The organism is Hydrocarboniphaga sp. FW305-C-57 (assembly GCF_058783045.1).
In genome coordinates, this window is sequence record NZ_JBYSYG010000003.1 from 418,000 (window position 1) to 436,128 (window position 18,129).

At 64.9% G+C, this 18,129-nt stretch carries 10 protein-coding genes; 6 read left to right on the top strand and 4 right to left on the bottom strand.

The window, feature by feature from the left end; translation table 11 throughout:
- Window positions 1-6: 6 nt before the first annotated feature.
- The 4 genes from AC3WUM_RS09240 to AC3WUM_RS09255 all read left to right on the top strand — a co-directional run bounded on the left by AC3WUM_RS09240 (window position 7) and on the right by AC3WUM_RS09255 (window position 8,720).
- Window positions 7-1,755: an AMP-binding protein gene (locus AC3WUM_RS09240; protein WP_492409937.1), complete on the top strand. Its 1,749-nt coding sequence runs from the start codon at window positions 7-9 to the stop codon at window positions 1,753-1,755.
- Window positions 1,756-2,026: 271 nt separating this feature from the next.
- The gene (locus tag AC3WUM_RS09245) at window positions 2,027-4,393 is read left to right on the top strand and encodes a TonB-dependent receptor (RefSeq protein ID WP_492409938.1); all 2,367 of its coding nucleotides are present in this window, start codon (window positions 2,027-2,029) and stop codon (window positions 4,391-4,393) included.
- Between the two features lie 28 nt (window positions 4,394-4,421).
- Window positions 4,422-5,339: an alpha/beta hydrolase gene (locus AC3WUM_RS09250; RefSeq protein ID WP_492409939.1), complete on the top strand. Its 918-nt coding sequence runs from the start codon at window positions 4,422-4,424 to the stop codon at window positions 5,337-5,339.
- A 60-nt stretch (window positions 5,340-5,399) separates the two neighbouring features.
- Window positions 5,400-8,720: a family 78 glycoside hydrolase catalytic domain gene (locus AC3WUM_RS09255; RefSeq protein ID WP_492409940.1), complete on the top strand. Its 3,321-nt coding sequence runs from the start codon at window positions 5,400-5,402 to the stop codon at window positions 8,718-8,720.
- Here AC3WUM_RS09255 and AC3WUM_RS09260 read toward each other — a convergent pair.
- The 3 genes from AC3WUM_RS09260 to AC3WUM_RS09270 are packed head-to-tail and all read right to left on the bottom strand — an operon-like array spanning window position 8,698 to window position 12,928.
- Window positions 8,698-9,471: a DeoR/GlpR family DNA-binding transcription regulator gene (locus tag AC3WUM_RS09260; RefSeq protein WP_492409941.1), complete on the bottom strand. Its 774-nt coding sequence runs from the start codon at window positions 9,469-9,471 to the stop codon at window positions 8,698-8,700. The two genes, AC3WUM_RS09255 and AC3WUM_RS09260, sit on opposite strands and share 23 nt — an antisense overlap.
- 52 nt (window positions 9,472-9,523) lie before the next feature.
- Complete coding sequence (locus AC3WUM_RS09265; protein WP_492409943.1) at window positions 9,524-10,822, bottom strand: sugar isomerase; 1,299 nt, start codon at window positions 10,820-10,822, stop codon at window positions 9,524-9,526.
- 12 nt (window positions 10,823-10,834) lie between these two features.
- Entirely contained in the window at window positions 10,835-12,928 is a 2,094-nt protein-coding gene (locus AC3WUM_RS09270) for a bifunctional rhamnulose-1-phosphate aldolase/short-chain dehydrogenase (RefSeq protein ID WP_492409944.1), read from the bottom strand.
- Window positions 12,929-13,032: 104 nt separating this feature from the next.
- Between AC3WUM_RS09270 and AC3WUM_RS09275 the strand changes: the two genes are divergently transcribed.
- Together AC3WUM_RS09275 and rhaT are read left to right on the top strand one after the other, a co-directional pair.
- Window positions 13,033-14,412 (top strand): FGGY-family carbohydrate kinase, encoded by a 1,380-nt coding sequence (locus AC3WUM_RS09275; protein WP_492409945.1) that lies wholly within the window; start codon window positions 13,033-13,035, stop codon window positions 14,410-14,412.
- Between the two features lie 59 nt (window positions 14,413-14,471).
- A complete protein-coding gene (gene rhaT / locus AC3WUM_RS09280) occupies window positions 14,472-15,545 on the top strand; it encodes an L-rhamnose/proton symporter RhaT (RefSeq protein ID WP_492409947.1) in 1,074 nt (357 codons plus the stop codon).
- Window positions 15,546-15,592: 47 nt separating this feature from the next.
- Here the strand turns inward: rhaT and AC3WUM_RS09285 are convergent, their stop codons facing one another.
- Window positions 15,593-18,046 (bottom strand): serine/threonine protein kinase, encoded by a 2,454-nt coding sequence (locus AC3WUM_RS09285; protein ID WP_492409949.1) that lies wholly within the window; start codon window positions 18,044-18,046, stop codon window positions 15,593-15,595.
- Window positions 18,047-18,129: the final 83 nt, after the last annotated feature.

Sequence of the window (18,129 nt, forward strand, 5' to 3'; positions counted from 1 at the left end):
CCCGCAATGAGTGCGAACACCCCGGCCTGCAAGCGCGATACCGCTGCCGACATGAGAACGTCGCGCAGCCAGGTACTCGGCGCGACGACATCGCCGCTGCTGGAATACAGCATCGGTGCAGCCCTGCAGCTTGCGGTACAGCGTTGGCCACAGCGCGAAGCCTTGGTGTCCGTGCATCAGGGTATTCGCTTGAGCTATGCGCAACTCGGTGCGCGGATCGACGAAATCGCGGCGGCATTGCTGGCTCTGGGACTGTCGCCGGGTGATCGTGTCGGGGTTTGGGCCTGCAACTGCGTGGAATGGACCTTGGCCCAGTTCGCCACGGCGAAAGCCGGTTTGATCCAGGTCAACATCAATCCGGCGTATCGGCTCAGCGAAGTCGAATATACCTTGAACAAGGTCGGCGTAAAGGCACTGATCGCAGCCGAGTCTTATCGCAGCAGCGACTACGTCGGGATGATCGAGGCGCTGGCACCCGAGATCGCCGGCAGCGCCGCGGGCATGCTCGATGCGGCGCGCCTGCCCGCGCTCAAAACGGTGATCAAGATCGGTGGCGCCCCACGCGCCGGATGGCTGCGCTTCGACGATCTGCCGCAGCTGGCGAGGCCGGTCCAGACCGCGAAGCTGCTCGCGCTGCAGCCTTCATTGCACGCAAGCCAGGCGATCAACATTCAATTCACCAGCGGCACTACCGGCTTGCCGAAAGGGGCCACGCTTTCGCATCGGAACATTCTCAACAACGGCTACTTCGTCGGCGCCAGCATGGATCTGCGCGAAGGCGATCGCCTGTGTATTCCGGTGCCCTTGTATCACTGCTTCGGCATGGTGATGGGCAATCTCGCCTGCATCACGCACGGCGCCACGATGATTTATCCGGCGCCGACTTTCGACCCGCTCGCAACGCTCAAAGCGATCGAGTCCGAACGCTGTACCGGACTGCATGGCGTGCCGACGATGTTCATCGCCCAGCTCGAGCATCCGGAGTTCGAGCGCTTCGACCTGTCGTCTCTGCGCAACGGCGTGATGGCGGGTGCGCCCTGTCCTGAAGAAGTGATGCGCAAGCTGATTGCGCGGATGAACCTGCGCGACATCACCATCGCTTACGGCATGACCGAAACCAGTCCGGTCAGTTTCCAGAGCTCGCCCGCTTCGCCGCTGGATCGTCGCGTCAGCACGGTGGGCCGTGTGCAGCCGCACCTGGAATGCAAGGTGATCGACAGTGACGGCAACGTGGTCGCGCACGGTGAGCGTGGCGAGCTGTGCACGCGCGGCTACTCGGTGATGCTGGGTTACTGGAACGACACCGAGAAAACCGCCGAAGCAATCGACGCCGACGGCTACATGCACACCGGTGATCTGGCGACGATCGATGCGGAGGGCTACTGCACGATCGTCGGCCGCATCAAGGATATGGTCATTCGCGGTGGCGAAAACATCTATCCGCGCGAAATCGAAGAATTCCTGTTCAAGCATCCGCTGATCGAAGACGCGCAGGTCGTCGGCGTGCCCGACGAGAAGTACGGCGAAGAAGTCTGCGTGTGGGTCAAGCTGCGTGCCGGCGCGACCATGAGCGAGGCGCAGCTACGCGAGTTCTGCCGTGAGCGCATCGCGCACTACAAGGTGCCGCGCTACGTGCGCTTCGTCGAAGAATTTCCGATGACGGTCACCGGAAAAATCCAGAAATTCATGATCCGCGACGCGATGACGCGCGAGATCGCCAGTACCAGTCAACCGATGCACAGGTCGCAGGGCTGATGACGACCCGCTTCCTGTAGCACGCCGAGCGCGTTCACAGCGCGCTTTTACACGGGCCGACCGCGGACGACAGATCCGCGCGGCTTGTCGTTGGGGAGGAGAACCCATGTTCCGAGCGAACTACGCGCATGCTTTGCCTGTTGTGGCCGGTTTTGCGGTACTCGGCAGTAGTCTTCATCCGCCGCTCGCATATGCACAGACATCGGCGGCGGTTTTCGAAGAGGCTGTCTACACGGGTGCCGCTGCGGATGCATCGACACAGCCTTTGCAGATGATTACGGTCAGCCAGGAAGTGCCGGCCGATCCCGTGCCCGAAAAGCACACTAGAGAAGAACCGGTGCTAGAAGAAGTCATCGTCACCGCACAGAAGCGCGAGCAGAAACTGCAGGACGTTCCGATCGCGATCACCGTGGTCAGCGGCAAGCAGTTGCAGCAGCAGAATATCGGCAATGTGCAGGATCTGACGCGTACCGCGCCGTCCGTCGAAGTGTTCGGTCAACCTGGAAACCCGGATACGCGCACCAGCATTCGCGGTATTTCGACCAACTCCTTCAGTGTGACGGCCGAGCAGGCGGTGTCGTTCGTCGCAGACGGTGTCGTGCTCGGCAAGACGCCGGCGGTCAGCCTGTTCGACGTTGCCCAGATCGAAGTGCTGCGAGGTCCTCAGGGCACCTTGTTCGGCAAGAATTCTTCGGCAGGCGTCATCAGCATCACGACGAACAAGCCCGATCCGACTGCGTTCGAAGTGATCGGCCATGCCGATCTGTCCAACTCCTACGACTATCGCCTGGTGCAGAGCACCGTGAACGTGCCGCTGGGCGACCATGCCGCAGTACGACTCAGCGGCGGACAGACTTACCAGAAAGGCTTCATCACCAACGTGGTGCGCGATGAACCCAGCGTGGCCGACATCAAGGGCGGGCGCATGCGTTTCATGTGGGAGCCCAGCGACGAGCTCACCTTCAACGTGATCGCCGACTACGAAAAGGTGCTGACGACCGAGCAGCTGTACCTGCAGTATGCGCTCTACGACGATCCCGATACCGAGGGTCCCGATCCGATTCCGGGCTGCAAGGGCACGTTCGCCTCACCGGACAACCGACGCTCCTGCGCGGCCGATCCGACCACTTACGATAACGAGAGCTGGGGCTTTTCGGGGCAGGTCGACTGGCTCGTCGGCGATCACACCGTCACCTCGATCAGCTCGTTCCGTCGTTATCTGCAGCAGGGAGAACTCGACGTCGACGGCATGCCGGGCGACTACTACAACAACGGCAACGTATTCGACAACCGGGTTTTCACGCAGGAGGTACGCATTGCATCGCCCGGGGGCGAAGACCTGGAGTACGTCGCAGGCGTGTTCTATTCGAACTCCGACGTGCACAACTTCCTGACCCAGATCATTGGCGCCGACGCGCTCGCATCGGTGGCGACATCGGGCAATCTCGGGCTGTCGTTGTGCACCAATCTCGGCTTGTGCCTGAACGACCTGGTTTCGCTGAACAACCCGAATCAGTACGACGCTTCGCTGAAAAGTTCGGCCGTGTTCGGGCAGGTCACCTATCGCCTGTTCGATTCGCTGCGTGTGATCGGCGGCTTGCGCTACACGCACGACGACATCTCGATGACCTCGGTTTCGCTGATCGGTGTCGGGCTTTCGCTGATGCCGACGCCACCGGCATTGATTCCGATGAACGATCCCTTGAGCGGTGCCGACAAGGTCGACAATCTGTCCTGGCGTGCCGGCCTGCAGTACGACGTCACGCCGGTGTCGATGGCCTATCTGACGGTCTCGCACGGCTACAAGGGCCCGCAGGTGGTGTTCAATCCGCCGGGCATCCTGCCGACCTTGAATCTCGCGCAGGGCGAAGCCGCGCTGCCGGCGCCCGCGTCGATCTCGATCGTCAAGCCCGAGTATCCGATGGATTACGAGTTGGGCTTCAAGACGCTGCTATGGGGAGGCTTCTTTGCGAACCTCAATCTGTTCCACACCAGCATCAAGGATTTCCAGTCGTCCACGTTCAACGCGCAGGGCACTTCGACGCCGAACAACATTCCCAAGATCGTGACGCAGGGTATCGAGATCGATTTGTTCGGCAAGCCGATTCAGGGGCTGACCCTGACCGGCGCCGCGCTGTACAACCCGGTGGAGTACCCGCGCTACTACGTGCAGTGCTCGACGACGGTACCCGGCCCGCAGTGCGGCGACAACCCGGAGACCGAGCCCGAAGAAGACGATCAGGAGAACGTCAAGGGCACGCAGCTTACCGGCGCACCACGCTGGAAGTTCACGCTGTCGGGTGAGTACGAACATGCGCTGCCCTACCTGAAGTGGAACGGCTTCGTCTCCAGCGACGTGGTGTACCGCTCGAACATCCGCTTCGTCGCCTCGCGCAATCCGGAAGCCGAGTCCGGCGCGCACGCGATCGTGGGTGCCCGCATCGGGGTACGCAGTCCGCAGAATGCCTGGAGCGTCGCACTGTTCGCGCGCAACCTGTTCGACGAGCGCTATTCGCAGTTCACTTACGCGCCATATCTGCTGTCGGCGCTGAGTTCGCCGGGCATCGAGACCTCCGGGCACGCGTTGAGCACCGAATCGTTCCGCTTCGTCGGCCTGACGCTCGATGCGCGCTTTTAAGTTCATTGCAATGAAGGAAGCCTTTATCGTGAAAAAATCGCTGCTGATGGCAGGCGCCATCACCTTGCTCGCAGGCTGCGTGGCGACTGCGACGCAGCCGGAATCCGCACGGCCTGCGCGTCCCGAGCAAGGCACTCGCATCACGTTGTCACCGGGAGCAGCCGGTACGGCGTCCAGCGAGCGCGATACGCAAGCGCCTTGGGGCGAGGCCATCGTGCGTAACGTGACCGCGGCCAGCCTCGAAGTGCACTGGCCCGATCCGGCCATCGCCACGGGTGCGGCGATGATCGTGGCGCCGGGTGGTGGCTTTCGCTTTCTGAGTATCGACAGCGAAGGTGAGAAAGTTGCGCAGTGGCTCAACGCGCAGGGCATTGCCGCGTTCGTGCTGCGGTATCGCGTCATGGAGACGCCGGCGAGCGACGAGGATTTCAACGCCGGACTTGGCGCGCTGATGGCGCCTTTGTTCGGTCCGGGCATCGTGCAGGAAATGCAGCGGCTGGCACCGCCGGCGATCGCGGACGGCGTCCAGGCGATGAGGCTGCTCAAGTCCAAGGCACAGGCGTGGTCGCTGAAGCCGGAGCGCATCGGCATGATCGGTTTCTCCGCGGGTGCGGTGGTCACGCTCGGCGTCTGTCAGCAGGCCGACGCGGCCGACCGGCCAGCTTATGCGGCGGCGTTGTATACCGGGCCTTGGGCGATCGACAAGCTGGTCGAGGATGCGCCGCCGCTGTTCATCGCCGCAGCGAAGGACGACGTGCTGACCGCGTTTTCGACGCCTCCGGTGGTCAAGGCCTGGAAGCAGGCTGGCCGGCCGCTTGAATACAAGCTCTACGACAGTGGCGGACACGGCTTCGGCATGAAGCAGCAGGGCAAGGCCAGCGATCGGTGGACCGACGATTTCCGCGTCTGGCTGCAGGCGCAGGGCGTGATCGGTGCAGGCATCTGAGCAACTCAGGGAGTGACGATGGCTGGACGACGAATTCCATGGCGCGAGATCGGGGTTGTCATGACGATCGGATCGCTGCTGTTGCTGGGGTGCGCAAGTGTTTCGACTCGGCAGCAGAATGCTGCGGAGACCGTTTCGGCGACCGCGCCCTACGCGCTGCGGACCGAGTACGCAGTGAATCCTTTGGGACTGGATTCCATGCAGCCGCGACTCGCGTGGAAGCTCCCCGCGAATCTCGGCGGCGGAAGACAGACCGCGTACCGCATTCGCGTCGCAGACTCCGCTGCGCAATTCGACAGCGCGCCGCTGTGGGACAGCGGCAAGCAGTTGTCGGCGGATAGTTCGCAGGTCGCGTACTCCGGCCCGCCGCTGGAATCACGTCGCCGGTATTTCTGGCAGGTGCAGGTCTGGGATGCGAGCGATCGTCCCTCCCAGTGGAGCGAACCCGCGTACTGGGAGATGGGATTGCTGCAGCGATCGGACTGGTCGGCGCAATGGATCTCCGGCCGTCAGACGCTGGATCACGACTGGAGCGACGCCCGCATCACCGTCGACTTCACGCTGACCGGCAAGTCGCTGGGCCTGCTGTTTCGCGCACGCCCTGTCGGCAAGACTTACGGCGACGCGTATTTGTGGAATATCGGGATCGACAATGGCCGGCCGGTGCTGATGACGCAACAGCGGCGGTATTCCGGCGGCAGCGCGGCGAAAGTCGGTGTCGTCAACCTGCGGACCGTGCCGGTCGCGGACGCGCCGGCGGACTGGACCTCGCGCCGCCATCAACTGGTGATCGAAGCACGCGGCAGCCGCATCGTCACGACGCTCGATGGCGCCGTGCTCGACACCTACAACAGCGCGCGCGGTGAAAGCGGCACCATCGGTTTCGTTTCCAGCGAGCCGAATGCGGCGATCGTGCACGCGGTGAAAGTCGAAGCGGAGCAGGGCTTCGCTACCGACTTTGCAGATGGGGTGAATCCTTTCAGTGGCGGAAGTCTGGTTGCGGGCGGCCTGCAGATCGCGGCCGGCGTGCCGGACAAGGATCTGGTGCTGCCGATCGCAGCGCCGGCACCGCTGCTGCGCCGCGTGTTCGACGCACCCGGCAAGCCGGTTTCGGCGCGCTTGTATGTCGCGGCCGGCGGCCTGCCGAAATTGCGGCTCAACGGCATGCCGGTCGGCGAGGCTTTGCAGGATGGCTACACCGACTACGGCAAGCGCGTGCTGTATCGCAGTTTCGACGTGACCGCGCTGATTCGCTCCGGCGCGAACGTGCTCGGCGCCGAACTCGGCCGCGGCTGGTACGGCGTCACCGAGCCCAACGAATGGTATTGGCACATGGTGCCCTGGCATGCAGCGCCGACATTGCTGGCGCAACTCGAACTGAGTTACGCCGATGGCCGGCGAGTCATCGTCGCCAGCGACGAGAGCTGGCGCAGCACCGACGGGCCGACGCGTCACGATTCGGTTTATGCAGGCGAGCGCTACGACGCGCGACTCGCGCCCGAGCATTGGCTCGAAGCCGGCTTCGACGACAAGGGCTGGGCGCCGGTAGCGCTCGTTTCGGGGCCGACAGGCCGGCTCGCTGCCGCCACCCAGGAGCCGATCGCCGCCGTTGCGACGTTGAAGCCCGTGGCGATGCGCGAATTGCGGCCCGGCGTTTTCGTCTACGACTTCGGCCGTATCTTCGCCGGACGTCTGAACCTGAAAGTGTCGGGCCCGCGTGGCCACACGGTGCGCATGATCCAGACCGAGCGCGTCGGCGCCGATGGGGGAGTCGAGATCGCCAGCGGACTGGTCGACGCGCAGCTGCAGACCGATCAGTACACACTCGCAGGCCGCGGCATCGAGCATTGGAGTCCGGCTTTCAGCTACAAGGGCTTTCGCTACGTGCAGGTCGAAGGCTGGCCGGGCAAGCCCACGCTGGAGGCCTTGAGCGGCGAGATCGTGCACTCGGCGGTGGCCTCGAACGGTCGCTTCGAAAGCTCCAACGATCTGCTCAACAAGATCCAGGCGGCTGCGCGCAACACCGTGCTCAACAACATGCACGGCAACCAGACCGATACGCCGACCTACGAGAAGAACGGCTGGACCGGCGACGCCCAGGCTTCCGCGCTGGCCTCGGCGCTGAACTTCGATACGGCGCGTGTCTGGAGCAAGTGGCTCGCCGATTTTCGCGATGCGCAATCGGACACGGGTGAGATGCCGGTGATCGTGCCGGCGACACCGTTCTACGGCTACGAGAAGACGCCCGGCTGGGGCATGGTCTGGGGCGCGATTCCGTCCTGGGACGCGGCCACGTTCGTGCTGCCCTGGGAGCTTTATCAGCTGCGCGGTGATCGCCGCATTCTCGAAGACATGGCGGCGACACAGAAGAAGCTGCTCGATTACACCGCGAGCTACTTCAGCAGTGCGCTCGCGTACAAGAACGCGGGCAACTTCCTGCTTGGCGAATACGCCTATCCGATGCCGCAGGGCGGCATCATCGCCGCGCTGCGTTCGCAGCCGGTCGGGCCCATCGATGCGACTGCGGCGGCGTATTACTTCCACATGCTGGATCTGTATGCGCGCAGCGCGGTGCTGCGTGGCCGCGCGGACGAGCACGCGCAATACAGTGCCTTGGCGGCGCGTGTGCGCGAAGCCTACAACCAGCGCTATTGGGATGCGGAGGCGCAGATCTACCGCATGCCGGCGATCGCCGGCGCACCGGCGAAATACGCGCAGACGCCGAACATCCTCGCGGTCGCGTTCGGCCTGGTGCCGGACGGACAAGCGGCGGCGGTGATGCAGCATCTGAACGACGACATCGTCGCGCAGGGATATCAACTCGCGACCACCGGTGTCTACGCAGGCCGCTACGTGATGACGCTGCTCAGCGACTACGGCCATGTCGACACCGCATATCGGGTCGCGACACGCACCACGCTCCCGGGTTGGGGTTACTGGATCGAAAATGGCTTGTCGACGATGGCCGAAGGCTGGGAGCTGTCGTCGCGCTCCTACGATCATCACTACTGGGCATCGATCAGCTCCTGGTTCTACCAGAGCCTCGCCGGCATTCGTCCGGGCAGCCCAGGCTATGCGCAAATCGCGATTCGCCCGCGTCTGCCCGATGGGCTCGACCGCGTCAGCGCGAGTCTGGAGACGCCTTACGGGACGGTCTCGTCGCAATGGCAGCGAAGCGCGGGCGCCTATTCGCTCGAAATCGAAGTGCCGGTCGGTGCCGTCGCGGAGATCAGCGTCGCGACTGCCGGTACGCAGCCGAAGAGCACACCCGCTGGCGCAGAGTTCCTTCGGATGGATGGCGCGGAGGCGGTCTATCGCGCCGCGGGTGGGCGCTATCGCTTCAGCTCGTCGCTGAGCCTCAGTCCTCGAGACCGGCCGTGATCAGGCGGACACCGGCCAGCTCGAGCATGCGCGCATGCTCATCACGGATATTGCGGTCGGTGACGACGATGTCGACCTCGTCGAGCGTGCAGATGACGTGGCCGGTCGGCGCTTCGAATTTGCTGCTGTCGACCAGCAGCACGAGTTCGTCGGCGCGCTCCAGCAGCCGGCGTTCGGCCTGCGCGAGGATCACGTCGGACTGCATGACGCCGTGGCGGCCGACGGCGGCCGCACCCATGAACATTCGCGACGCACGGTAGCGGCCCATGCCGTCGTCCTCGAATGGCGACAGCACGATGTTCTGCTCGCGAAACACCGCACCCGCCGGAATCGCGATGCGCGTTCCGGCCTGCGGCAGCAGCGCATCGATGATATGCAGCGAGTTGCTCAGCACCTGCAATTCGAGTGATTCCAGATGCGGGCACATGCACAGCGTGGTCGAGCCACCGTCGATGATCACCGATTCGCGCGCCTTGCACAGTGCGGCGGCGGCGCGGCCGATCGCCAGCTTGGCCTCATGGTGGCGAGCGACGTTCTGGTGGAACGGCACGCCGCTCAACTGCGGAATCTCGGCAGTCGATGCACTGCTGCCGTCGCCGACCAGCTTGGCACCACCACGCACGCGAACGATGCGTCCGGCGTTTTCGAGCTTCTCCAGATCGCGACGCAAGGTTGCCGGCGAAGCCTGCAGCTGGCGATCGAGCTCCTGGAATGCGACGAAGCCGCGCTGCTGCAGCAGCTGGAGGATCATTCGTTCACGGTCAGCGGAATGCATGTTGGTGATCGGTGAGGGGAGGGTGGTTTCAGACGATGCCGGCGCCGGAGGATGTCGCGCGACGCTCGCGTGCCTTGCGTGGGCGCCACCCGCTTTGGCGATAGGTCGCGATCGTATCGATCGCGCCGCCGCGTTCGTAGCGTGCCATCGCCACGATCGGCGTAACGTCGACATTATAGGCGCGGCGCAGGGTCTGGAACGCCATCATCACGTCGTTGCCTTGCTGGTACTCGGTCAGCGCGGCGCGATCCACCAGCAGTGCGCGGGCATAAGCGCCGGCGATGGCATCCGCACTCGACAGCAGGCTTTCGATCGGATCGGTGACGTTGTGGGACTGGTCGATCATGTAGGCGGGGTCGAAGTCGGCAGGCGAGCGCAGCTCTGCTTCGACCAGCTCGTTGAACACCAGGAACAGCTGGTGCGGATTGATCGAGCCGGAATCCAGGTCGTCGTCTCCGTATTTGGAGTCGTTGAAATGGAATCCGCCGAGTTTCCCGAAGCGATGCAAGCGCGCGACGATCTGCTCGATGTTGACGTTGGGTGCGTGATGTCCAAGGTCGACCAGGCAGCGCGCCCGTGGCCCGAGCTGCTGCGCGGCGAGCATGCTGGAGCCCCAGTCCGAAATCACAGTGGAGTAGAACGCCGGCTCGTAGAGTTTGTGTTCGAGCAGCATGCTCCAGCCGGGTGGCAGCGCTGCGTAGATTCGAGCCGCGGATTCCAGATAGCGATCCAGCGACGAGGCCAGCGACTGCTGGCCCGGAAAGTTGGTGCCGTCGCCGATCCATACCGTGATCGCCTTCGAGCCCAGCGCCTCGCCCATGCGGATGCATTCGATGTTGTGCTCGACCGCCTGCGCGCGCACCGCAGGGTCGGTATGCGACAGCGAGCCGTGGCGGTAGCTCAGCGACTGTCGGGGGGCATCCTGGAAGGTATTCGAGTTCACGGCGTCGAAGCTCAGTCCCAGGCTCGTCGCCCGTTCGAGCATCGCGCGTGCATCACCGATCTTGTCCCAGGGAAAATGCGGCGACACGCGTGGCGTGATTCGCGACAGCTGCTGCACCACCGCGCAGTCTTCGAGCTTCTCGGTGAAATGGGTCGGTTCGCCGGCCAGCGGGAAGCGCGCGAAGCGGGTGCCGCCGACGCCGGTGCCCCAGCTCGGTTGTGCCAGCGAGAAGCTCAACAGGCGCTGCTTGATCGCGTCGATGGCACAGCCGCGACGTTCCAGTACGCGGCCGAGGCTGTGGTATTCGTCCTGCAACGCAGCGAGGCTTTGTGCGTTGTGGCTGTCGATCAGATCGCGGCTGAGGGGCAGGGCAGCGAGGCTCATGAGGTCTCTCTCCTAACGCGTGAACGCCTGGGCATTGCCGGCGTCGACGTTGATGATGTTTCCGGTGGACTTTGCCGATGCGTCGGATGCCAGGAACAGCACGGCTTCGGCGATGTCCCGCGGCAACACATCGCGCTTGAGCAGGCTGCGTTCGCGGTAATGCCGTTCGAGTTCGTCGCCGGAATCGATACCGTAGGCCTGCGCGCGCTCCTTGCGCCAGTCACCGTCCCAAATGCGCGAGCCGCGAATCACCGCGTCCGGATTGACGACGTTGACGCGAATGCCGCTGGCTGCGCCTTCCAATGCAAGACAGCGCGCCAGATGCACCGCAGCGGCTTTCGCCGACGCGTACGCCGAGGCGTTCGGCGTAGCCGACAGCGCGTTCTTGGAACCGATGAAGACGATCGCGCCGCCCTGCTGCTTCATCAGCGGGAACGCGGCGCGCGCACTGAGGAAATAACCTTCGGCGAGTACGCCGTAGTTACGCCGCCACAGATCGACCGTGGTGTCTTCCAGCGGTGCGGACGAGGCCAGGCCGGCATTGGCGACCAGAATGTCGAGTCCACCGAATTCGCGCGCGCAGCTGGCGAAGCTCGTCGCGATCTGGGCTTCGTCGGTGACGTCGCACGTGGTGGCACGCACTTGGTCGGCGCCGTACTGCCTGGCGAAGACGGCGCGCACTGCTTCGAGCGCAGCTGCGTCGCGATCCGCCAGCATCAGGCAGGCGCCTTCGTCCAGCAGGCGTGCCGCGGTTGCCGCGCCGATGCCGCCGGCGGCGCCGGTGACCAAGGCGACGCGGCCCGCCAGCGGCTTGGGCTTGGGCAGGCGCCGCAGCTTGGCTTCTTCGAGTGCCCAGTATTCGATGCCGTAGGCCTCGCGCTCATCGAGGCCGACGTAGTCGCCGATCGCAACGGCTCCACGCATCACGTTGATCGCATTGCCATAGAACTCGCCGGCCAGCCGCGCGGTGGTCTTGTCGGCGGCGAAGCTGAAAAGGCCGACGCCGGGCAGCAATACGATGACCGGGTTGGTGTCGCGCATCGCCGGATCGCCGGGTTTTGCGCAGCGCTGGTAATAGGCGGCGTAGCCGGCGCGGTATTCGGAGATCGCGTCGCGCAGGTACGCGCTGTCGTCGATGCGTTCCGGATCCAGGGTCAGAGGCGCGATCTTGGTGCGCAGGAAGTGATCGGGGCACGAGGTACCGATGGCGGCGAGGCCACGGAATTGGCGGCTGCCGGTGAATTCGAGCACTTCGGTGTCGTCGCTGAAATGCCCCACTTTCGGCTGCTCCCGGCTCATCAGGCCACGCAGCTGCGGCATCAGCTGCGCGGCGATGCGTGCGCGCTCGTCGGCCGGCAGCGGCGCAACGATAGCGCCGCCGAACGCCGGGCCGCTGGCGAGACGTGCGTTCAGATATTCCGCAGCGCGCGCGATCAGCGCGATCGAGTTGTCGTAGCAGGACTCGGCGCTGTCACCCCAGCAGATCAGTCCGTGGCCGGCCATGACCACGCCGCGCAGGCCGGGCCGTTTAGCCACGTAGTCGCGCAGGCGCAGGCCGAGGTCGAAGCCGGGACGCTTCCAGCCGATCCAGCCGACTTCGCCACCGTAGGCCTCTTGCGTCGCCGCTTCGCCGTTGCTGGACGCGGCCAGCGCGGTTACCGAATCCGGATGCAGGTGGTCGACGTGCGCGAACGGCAGGAAGGCATGCAGCGGGGTGTCGATCGAGGCGGCGCGAGGATTCAGTCCGAACGTGCAGTGCGGCAGGTAGCCGACCATTTCGTCCTCGTGTTCGACGCCCCGGTACAAGCGCTCAAGTCCGAGCAGTCGCTGCTGGTAGAGCGTCGCGAAGCCATCGAGCCGCATCGAGCCGATGTCGCCGCCGGACCCTTTGACCCACAGCACCGGCACTTCGGCGCCGGTCAGCGGATCGCGGCCGACCAGCTTGGCCGAGGTGTTCCCGCCGCCGAAATTGGTCACGGTCAGGTCGGAGCCGAGCAAATTGGATCGGTACAGCAGCAAGCCCTCCGGCGTCAGCCCGGCGGCGTCTTGCGCCGACCAGCGATGAGAGGGAATGGCGAAGGGGGTCGCGATGGGAGCAGTGTTCATGCTCCAAATTTAATCGTTTAATTTGCCTTTATCAATCAAATTAAATAAAAATAAATCAATAACAATCATTAAAGGGGGAGGCTGTGCTGCCGGGTCGAGTGATCGTGTTGGACGTCGGCAAGACGCTGGCGAAACTCAGTCTCTGGGATGCGCAGGGTCGCTTGCTGCAGCGGCGTGCGCGGCCGAATCCCCCTTTACGGGCGGCCGCCGGCTATCGCGCGCTCGACACCGATGGCATCGAGGCCTGGGTCGCCGAAGTACTGGCCGAGTTCGCGAAGCTCGGCCCGGTCGCCGCGATCGTTCCGGTTGGGCACGGCGCAGCGGCAGCCGTGATCCGCGACGGTCGGCTGGCCTGCGCGGTGCCGGACTATGAAGACGAGCCGCCGCCCGCCATGCGCGCCCGCTACGATCGCGAGCGCGACGCTTTCGCGCTCACGGGTTCTCCAGCGCTGCCCGGCGGGCTGAATCTCGGTGTGCAACTGCATCGGCTGGAGTCGCAGTGGCCGGACTTGCTGAGCGGCGACGCGTTGATCCTGCCGTGGCCGCAGTTCTGGGCATGGAAACTCAGCGGCGTCGCGGTGTCCGAAATCAGCAGCTTCGGCTGTCACAGCGATCTGTGGTCGCCACTCGCTGGACGGCCGTCGATGTTGGCGCAGCAACGCGGCTGGGCCGCGCGCTTCGCACCGCTGCGACATGCACGCGATGTGATCGGAACCCTGTCGGCTCAATGGTCGGCGCGCTCCGGCCTGTCATCCGACGTCCAGATTCTCTGTGGCCTGCACGATTCCAATGCCGCGCTGCTGGCTGCCCGCGGGCATGCCGAAATCGCGGGGCATGAAGCAACGGTAATCTCGACCGGAACCTGGTTCGTCGCGATGCGACTGCCGGCTACGGGCGCAAAGCCAGAGATCGCCTCGTTAACCGAGCGGCGAGATTGCCTCATGAATATCGACGTCGACGCCGGCCTGGTGCCTTCGGCGCGTTTCATGGGCGGGCGCGAACTGGAAGTGCTCGGCGGCATCGGCGACGCGGATCAGCAGGTCGCGGCACTGGATGCAATTCCCTCGCTGTTGGCAGGCGACGTGATGGCGCTGCCCAATTGGGCGCCCGGCGTCGGGCCTTATCCCGATCATCGGGGACGCTGGCTCGTGGAGCCTGCGTCGGTCTCTGAACGCTGTGCGGCGGCCGGCTTGTATGCGGCGCTGATGACCGATGTCCTGCTTGAACTCATTGATGCGCGTGAGTGCCTGCTGATCGAGGGCCGCTTCGCGCAGTGCGACGTGTATGTGCGCGCGCTGGCGACGCTGCGTCCCGATTGCTCGGTCTATGTCGGCGGGGCACACGACGGCGTGGCCTACGGCGCACTGCGTCTGCTCGCCGCCTCGCTGAAACCTGCGATGTCGCTGCAAAAAGCCGTACCACTGCCGGTGGATCTGTCTGCATACAAGGCACGTTGGCGCGCCACTGCCGAACGCCCGCACTAAGACCAAACCAGTCCGTGCGGATCGCTCGATCACGCACCGACAAACGAGGGGAGAACTGCATGCTGCCGAATCCACTGCTGGGCGTGATGTTCCATTGGCTGGGCGGGCTCGCATCCGCCAGCTTCTACGTGCCCTACACCGGTGTGCGCCGCTGGTCCTGGGAGATTTTCTGGCTGGTCGGCGGAATTTTCAGTTGGGTATTGTCCCCGTGGCTGTTCGCTGCACTCCGCACTCAGGATCTGTACGCGGTGCTGGCTTCGACGCCCGGTCGCAGCTTGCTGATGTGCTGGTTCTGGGGTGCGCTGTGGGGCTTCGGCGGCCTGACGTTCGGACTGACGCTGCGCTATCTCGGGATGTCGCTCGGGATGGCGGTGGCGCTGGGCCTGACGACGGTGATCGGCACCTTGGGACCGCCCGTCATGGAGGGGCTTCTGGGTGCGCTCGTTGCCAGCACCAGCGGCCGCGTGATTCTGTGCGGCATCGCGGTTGCCGTGCTCGGCATCATCGTCGTCGCTTCCGCTGGGCGCGCGAAAGAACGTGAATCCGCGCACGGCGCCACGAGTTCGGGCGTCACCGAGTTCAATTTCCGTAAGGGTATTGCGGTCGCGATTTTCTCAGGCGTGATGAGCAGTTGTTTTGCATTCGGACTGGCGGCGGGCGAGCCGATACGCCAGCTGAGCTTGCAGGCCGGCACCGCGCCGATCTGGCAGGGCCTGCCGGTGTTGTGCGTGGTTCTGCTCGGCGGATTCGCGACGAACTTCGTCTGGTGCTTCTACCTGATTCTGCGCAACCGAACGGGTGCTGAGTTCCTGCGGCGCAGCGGGAGCGGCGGGCCGCGCCCACTGCTTCGCAACTACGCACTCTGCGCTGTTGCCGGCACGCTGTGGTACTTCCAGTTCTTCTTCTACACCATGGGCGAGAGCCAGATGGGGGCGTATGGCTTTTCGAGCTGGACCTTGCACATGTCCAGCATCATCGTGTTCTCGACGCTATGGGGATTCGCGCTCAAGGAATGGGCGGGTTCCAGTCGTTCCGTGCGCCGGCGGGTATGGGTGGGCATCGCAACGCTGATCGCTTCGACGCTGGTGATCGGTTACGGAAATTCATTGGCAATACCGTCGATGGATGCTTGAACGCGGCAGTCGTTCTGCGTCGAGGATCTCCTGCCGGGCAGGCTGCCTCACTTGCCCATGATGCGCTTTCGCACCGGCTCGAAATCCGGTGGCGCCGGGCCGGACTTTCCACTCGCGTAGACATCGATTACGCGTTGCAGCGCCTGCCGCGCTTCGACGCTGCGCTTCTCCGCGAACAAGACCTCGGCTTCGACCGTCGATGCCATCAGCCACGTCGGTGAATCGGGCTTGTAGCTCTGAGCTACGAGCGGCTGTGCGCGATCGAACACGCGCCGCGCTTCGCCTGCATTGCCGAGCCTGGATTCGACGCGCGCACGCAAAAGGCTCATGCGCAGAATGCCTTCGCTGTCGGGCTTGAGCGTGACGCCGCCCTGGGCGAGCAGGCCTTCCACTTCGTTGATCGCGTCGAGCGCTTCGCGCGTCTTGTCCTGCATGAGCTGGGCGACGACGAGATTGAAGTAGAGCGCGACTAGCCTCGCCGAAGGTCCGTACAGCGTGCGCATCGCCGCGATCGCCTGATGCAGCACGGCTTCGGCCTGATCGGGCTTTCCGGCTTCGCGCAGCACGATCGAGTAGCCGTTGGCGACCGCCAGGCCCATGACGGTGTTCTGCTGCTGCGTGCGCTCCATGATGGACCAGGCTTCGCCACCGGCTTCGAGCGCGGCCTGCGGGCCATCGGTGTCGAGCAGGCGCACGGCGAGCGAATTCAGATAGCCCGCGGTGCGATAGTGATCGGGCCCGTTGACGAGCCGGCTCAGGCTCACCATGCGGCGCCAGGTGTCGATCGAGCGCTCGCGCTCGTCGCGTTCCCACAGCAGCTTGGCCTGGATGTCGTAGGCACGCAGCAGGTCGACTTCGGCCTTGGGGTCGGGCGAATCCGCGAACCAGGCGACGGCCGCTTCGATGTTCTGCTGGCCTTCGTCGAGCCGGCGCATGTAGAGCTGGCAGGTCGCGAGCTCGAGTTGCGTGTGGGCGCGTTGCTCGCCGGGCTGGTCGCCGAGGCTCGCGAGCAGTTCTTCGAGCAGCGGCGCGGCCGCGTCGTGATCACCGATCTCGATGTAGAAGTCCGCGATCACGCTGAGCGCGGCGGCCTTCTCGTCGGGCTTGCCTTCGAACGAGGTCGCGAGTTCGTTCGCACTGCGTTCGAGTACCTGGCGCATGCTTGCGGGCTGATCGGACGGTGCCGAGCTCACTTCTCTGAACATGTGCTGCAGGTACGACAGCACGGCGACAATGCGATCGTTCTCCTGCTCGGCCCGGATGCGCGCCTGGTCGGCTTCGCGCGCATAGCGCAGGGCCGCGAGCAGGCCGATGCTGATGCTCAGCACGAGCGCGAACGAGAACGCCGAAACCACCCAGTGCCGGCGCAGGAAGCGGCGCAGCAGATAGCCGGTTTCACCGCTGCGGGCGAGCACGCCCTGATGGTCGCGATGGCGGCGCAGGTCGTCGGCGAGCGCGGCCACCGAGTCGTAGCGGCGCTCGGGTTCGCGGCGCAGGGCCTTGAGCACGATGGCGTCGAGATCGCCCCGAATCGCTTTGGGCGAGACCGGTGGCGATGCTTGTTGTGCCGCGATTTTGCTCGGCGCGGGCGGATCGCCCGCGAGGATGCGGCGCACGAGCGCCGGCATGGTCGAGTTGCGCGTGGCCCAGGGACTGACGCCGGCGAGCAGCTCGAACAGCAGCAGGCCGAGCGCGTAGACATCGGTCGCCAGGCTCACGGGCTCGCCTTCGAGCTGTTCGGGCGAGGCGTATTCGGGAGTCAGCAGCGGCTGCGTGCGCGCCGCTTCGGATTCGGCCTCGAGCAAGCGGGCAACGCCGAAATCGAGCAGCTTCACGTCGCCGCGCGCGGTGACGAAGATGTTGCGCGGCTTCAGGTCGCGGTGCACGACGAGCCGCGAATGCGCGTAGCGCACGGCCGCGCAGACCTTGTTGAACAGGGACAGGCGATCACCGAGATCGAGCCTGCGGTCGCGGCACCAGCTGACGATGTCCTGGCCGTCGACGTACTCCATGACCATGTACGGACGGCCATCCGCCGATACGCCGCCATCGAGCAGGCGTGCGATGCCCGGGTGCTCGAGTCCCGCCAGGATGCGCCGCTCGGCATGGAAACGATCGAGATGCGCGACCGCGTCCGGGCTCACGAGCTTGATCGCGACCCGCTGCTCGAAGGCGCCGTCGCTGCGCGCGGCGAGGTAGACCTCGCCCATGCCGCCGCGGCCGAGCAGGCGCTCGACGCGCCAGCTGCCGATGATCGCGCCTTCGGCGAGCGAGGCCGAGGCCGTGGAGTCCGACCTCGGTGCGGTGATGGCCGACTCGAGATAGTCCGGCGAGCCTTCAAGTGCGGCAAGCAGCTGGCGCACGCGCTGGATCACGGCCGGGCTCGCGGTGCTGCGCGCGAGCGCCTGGGCGCGCAGGTCGGCCGGCAGGTCCAGCAATTCGTCCAGCAGCTGCTGGACCGGTGTCCATTCGCCCGACGGGTCCGCTTCGTGTTCGTCCATGCGCCTCGCTCCCTCGCTTCCCCAACGATCCCGCGACGACTTCCGGTCGCGAGTGTCCTCAAAGCAGAACGAGGTCTCAAGCA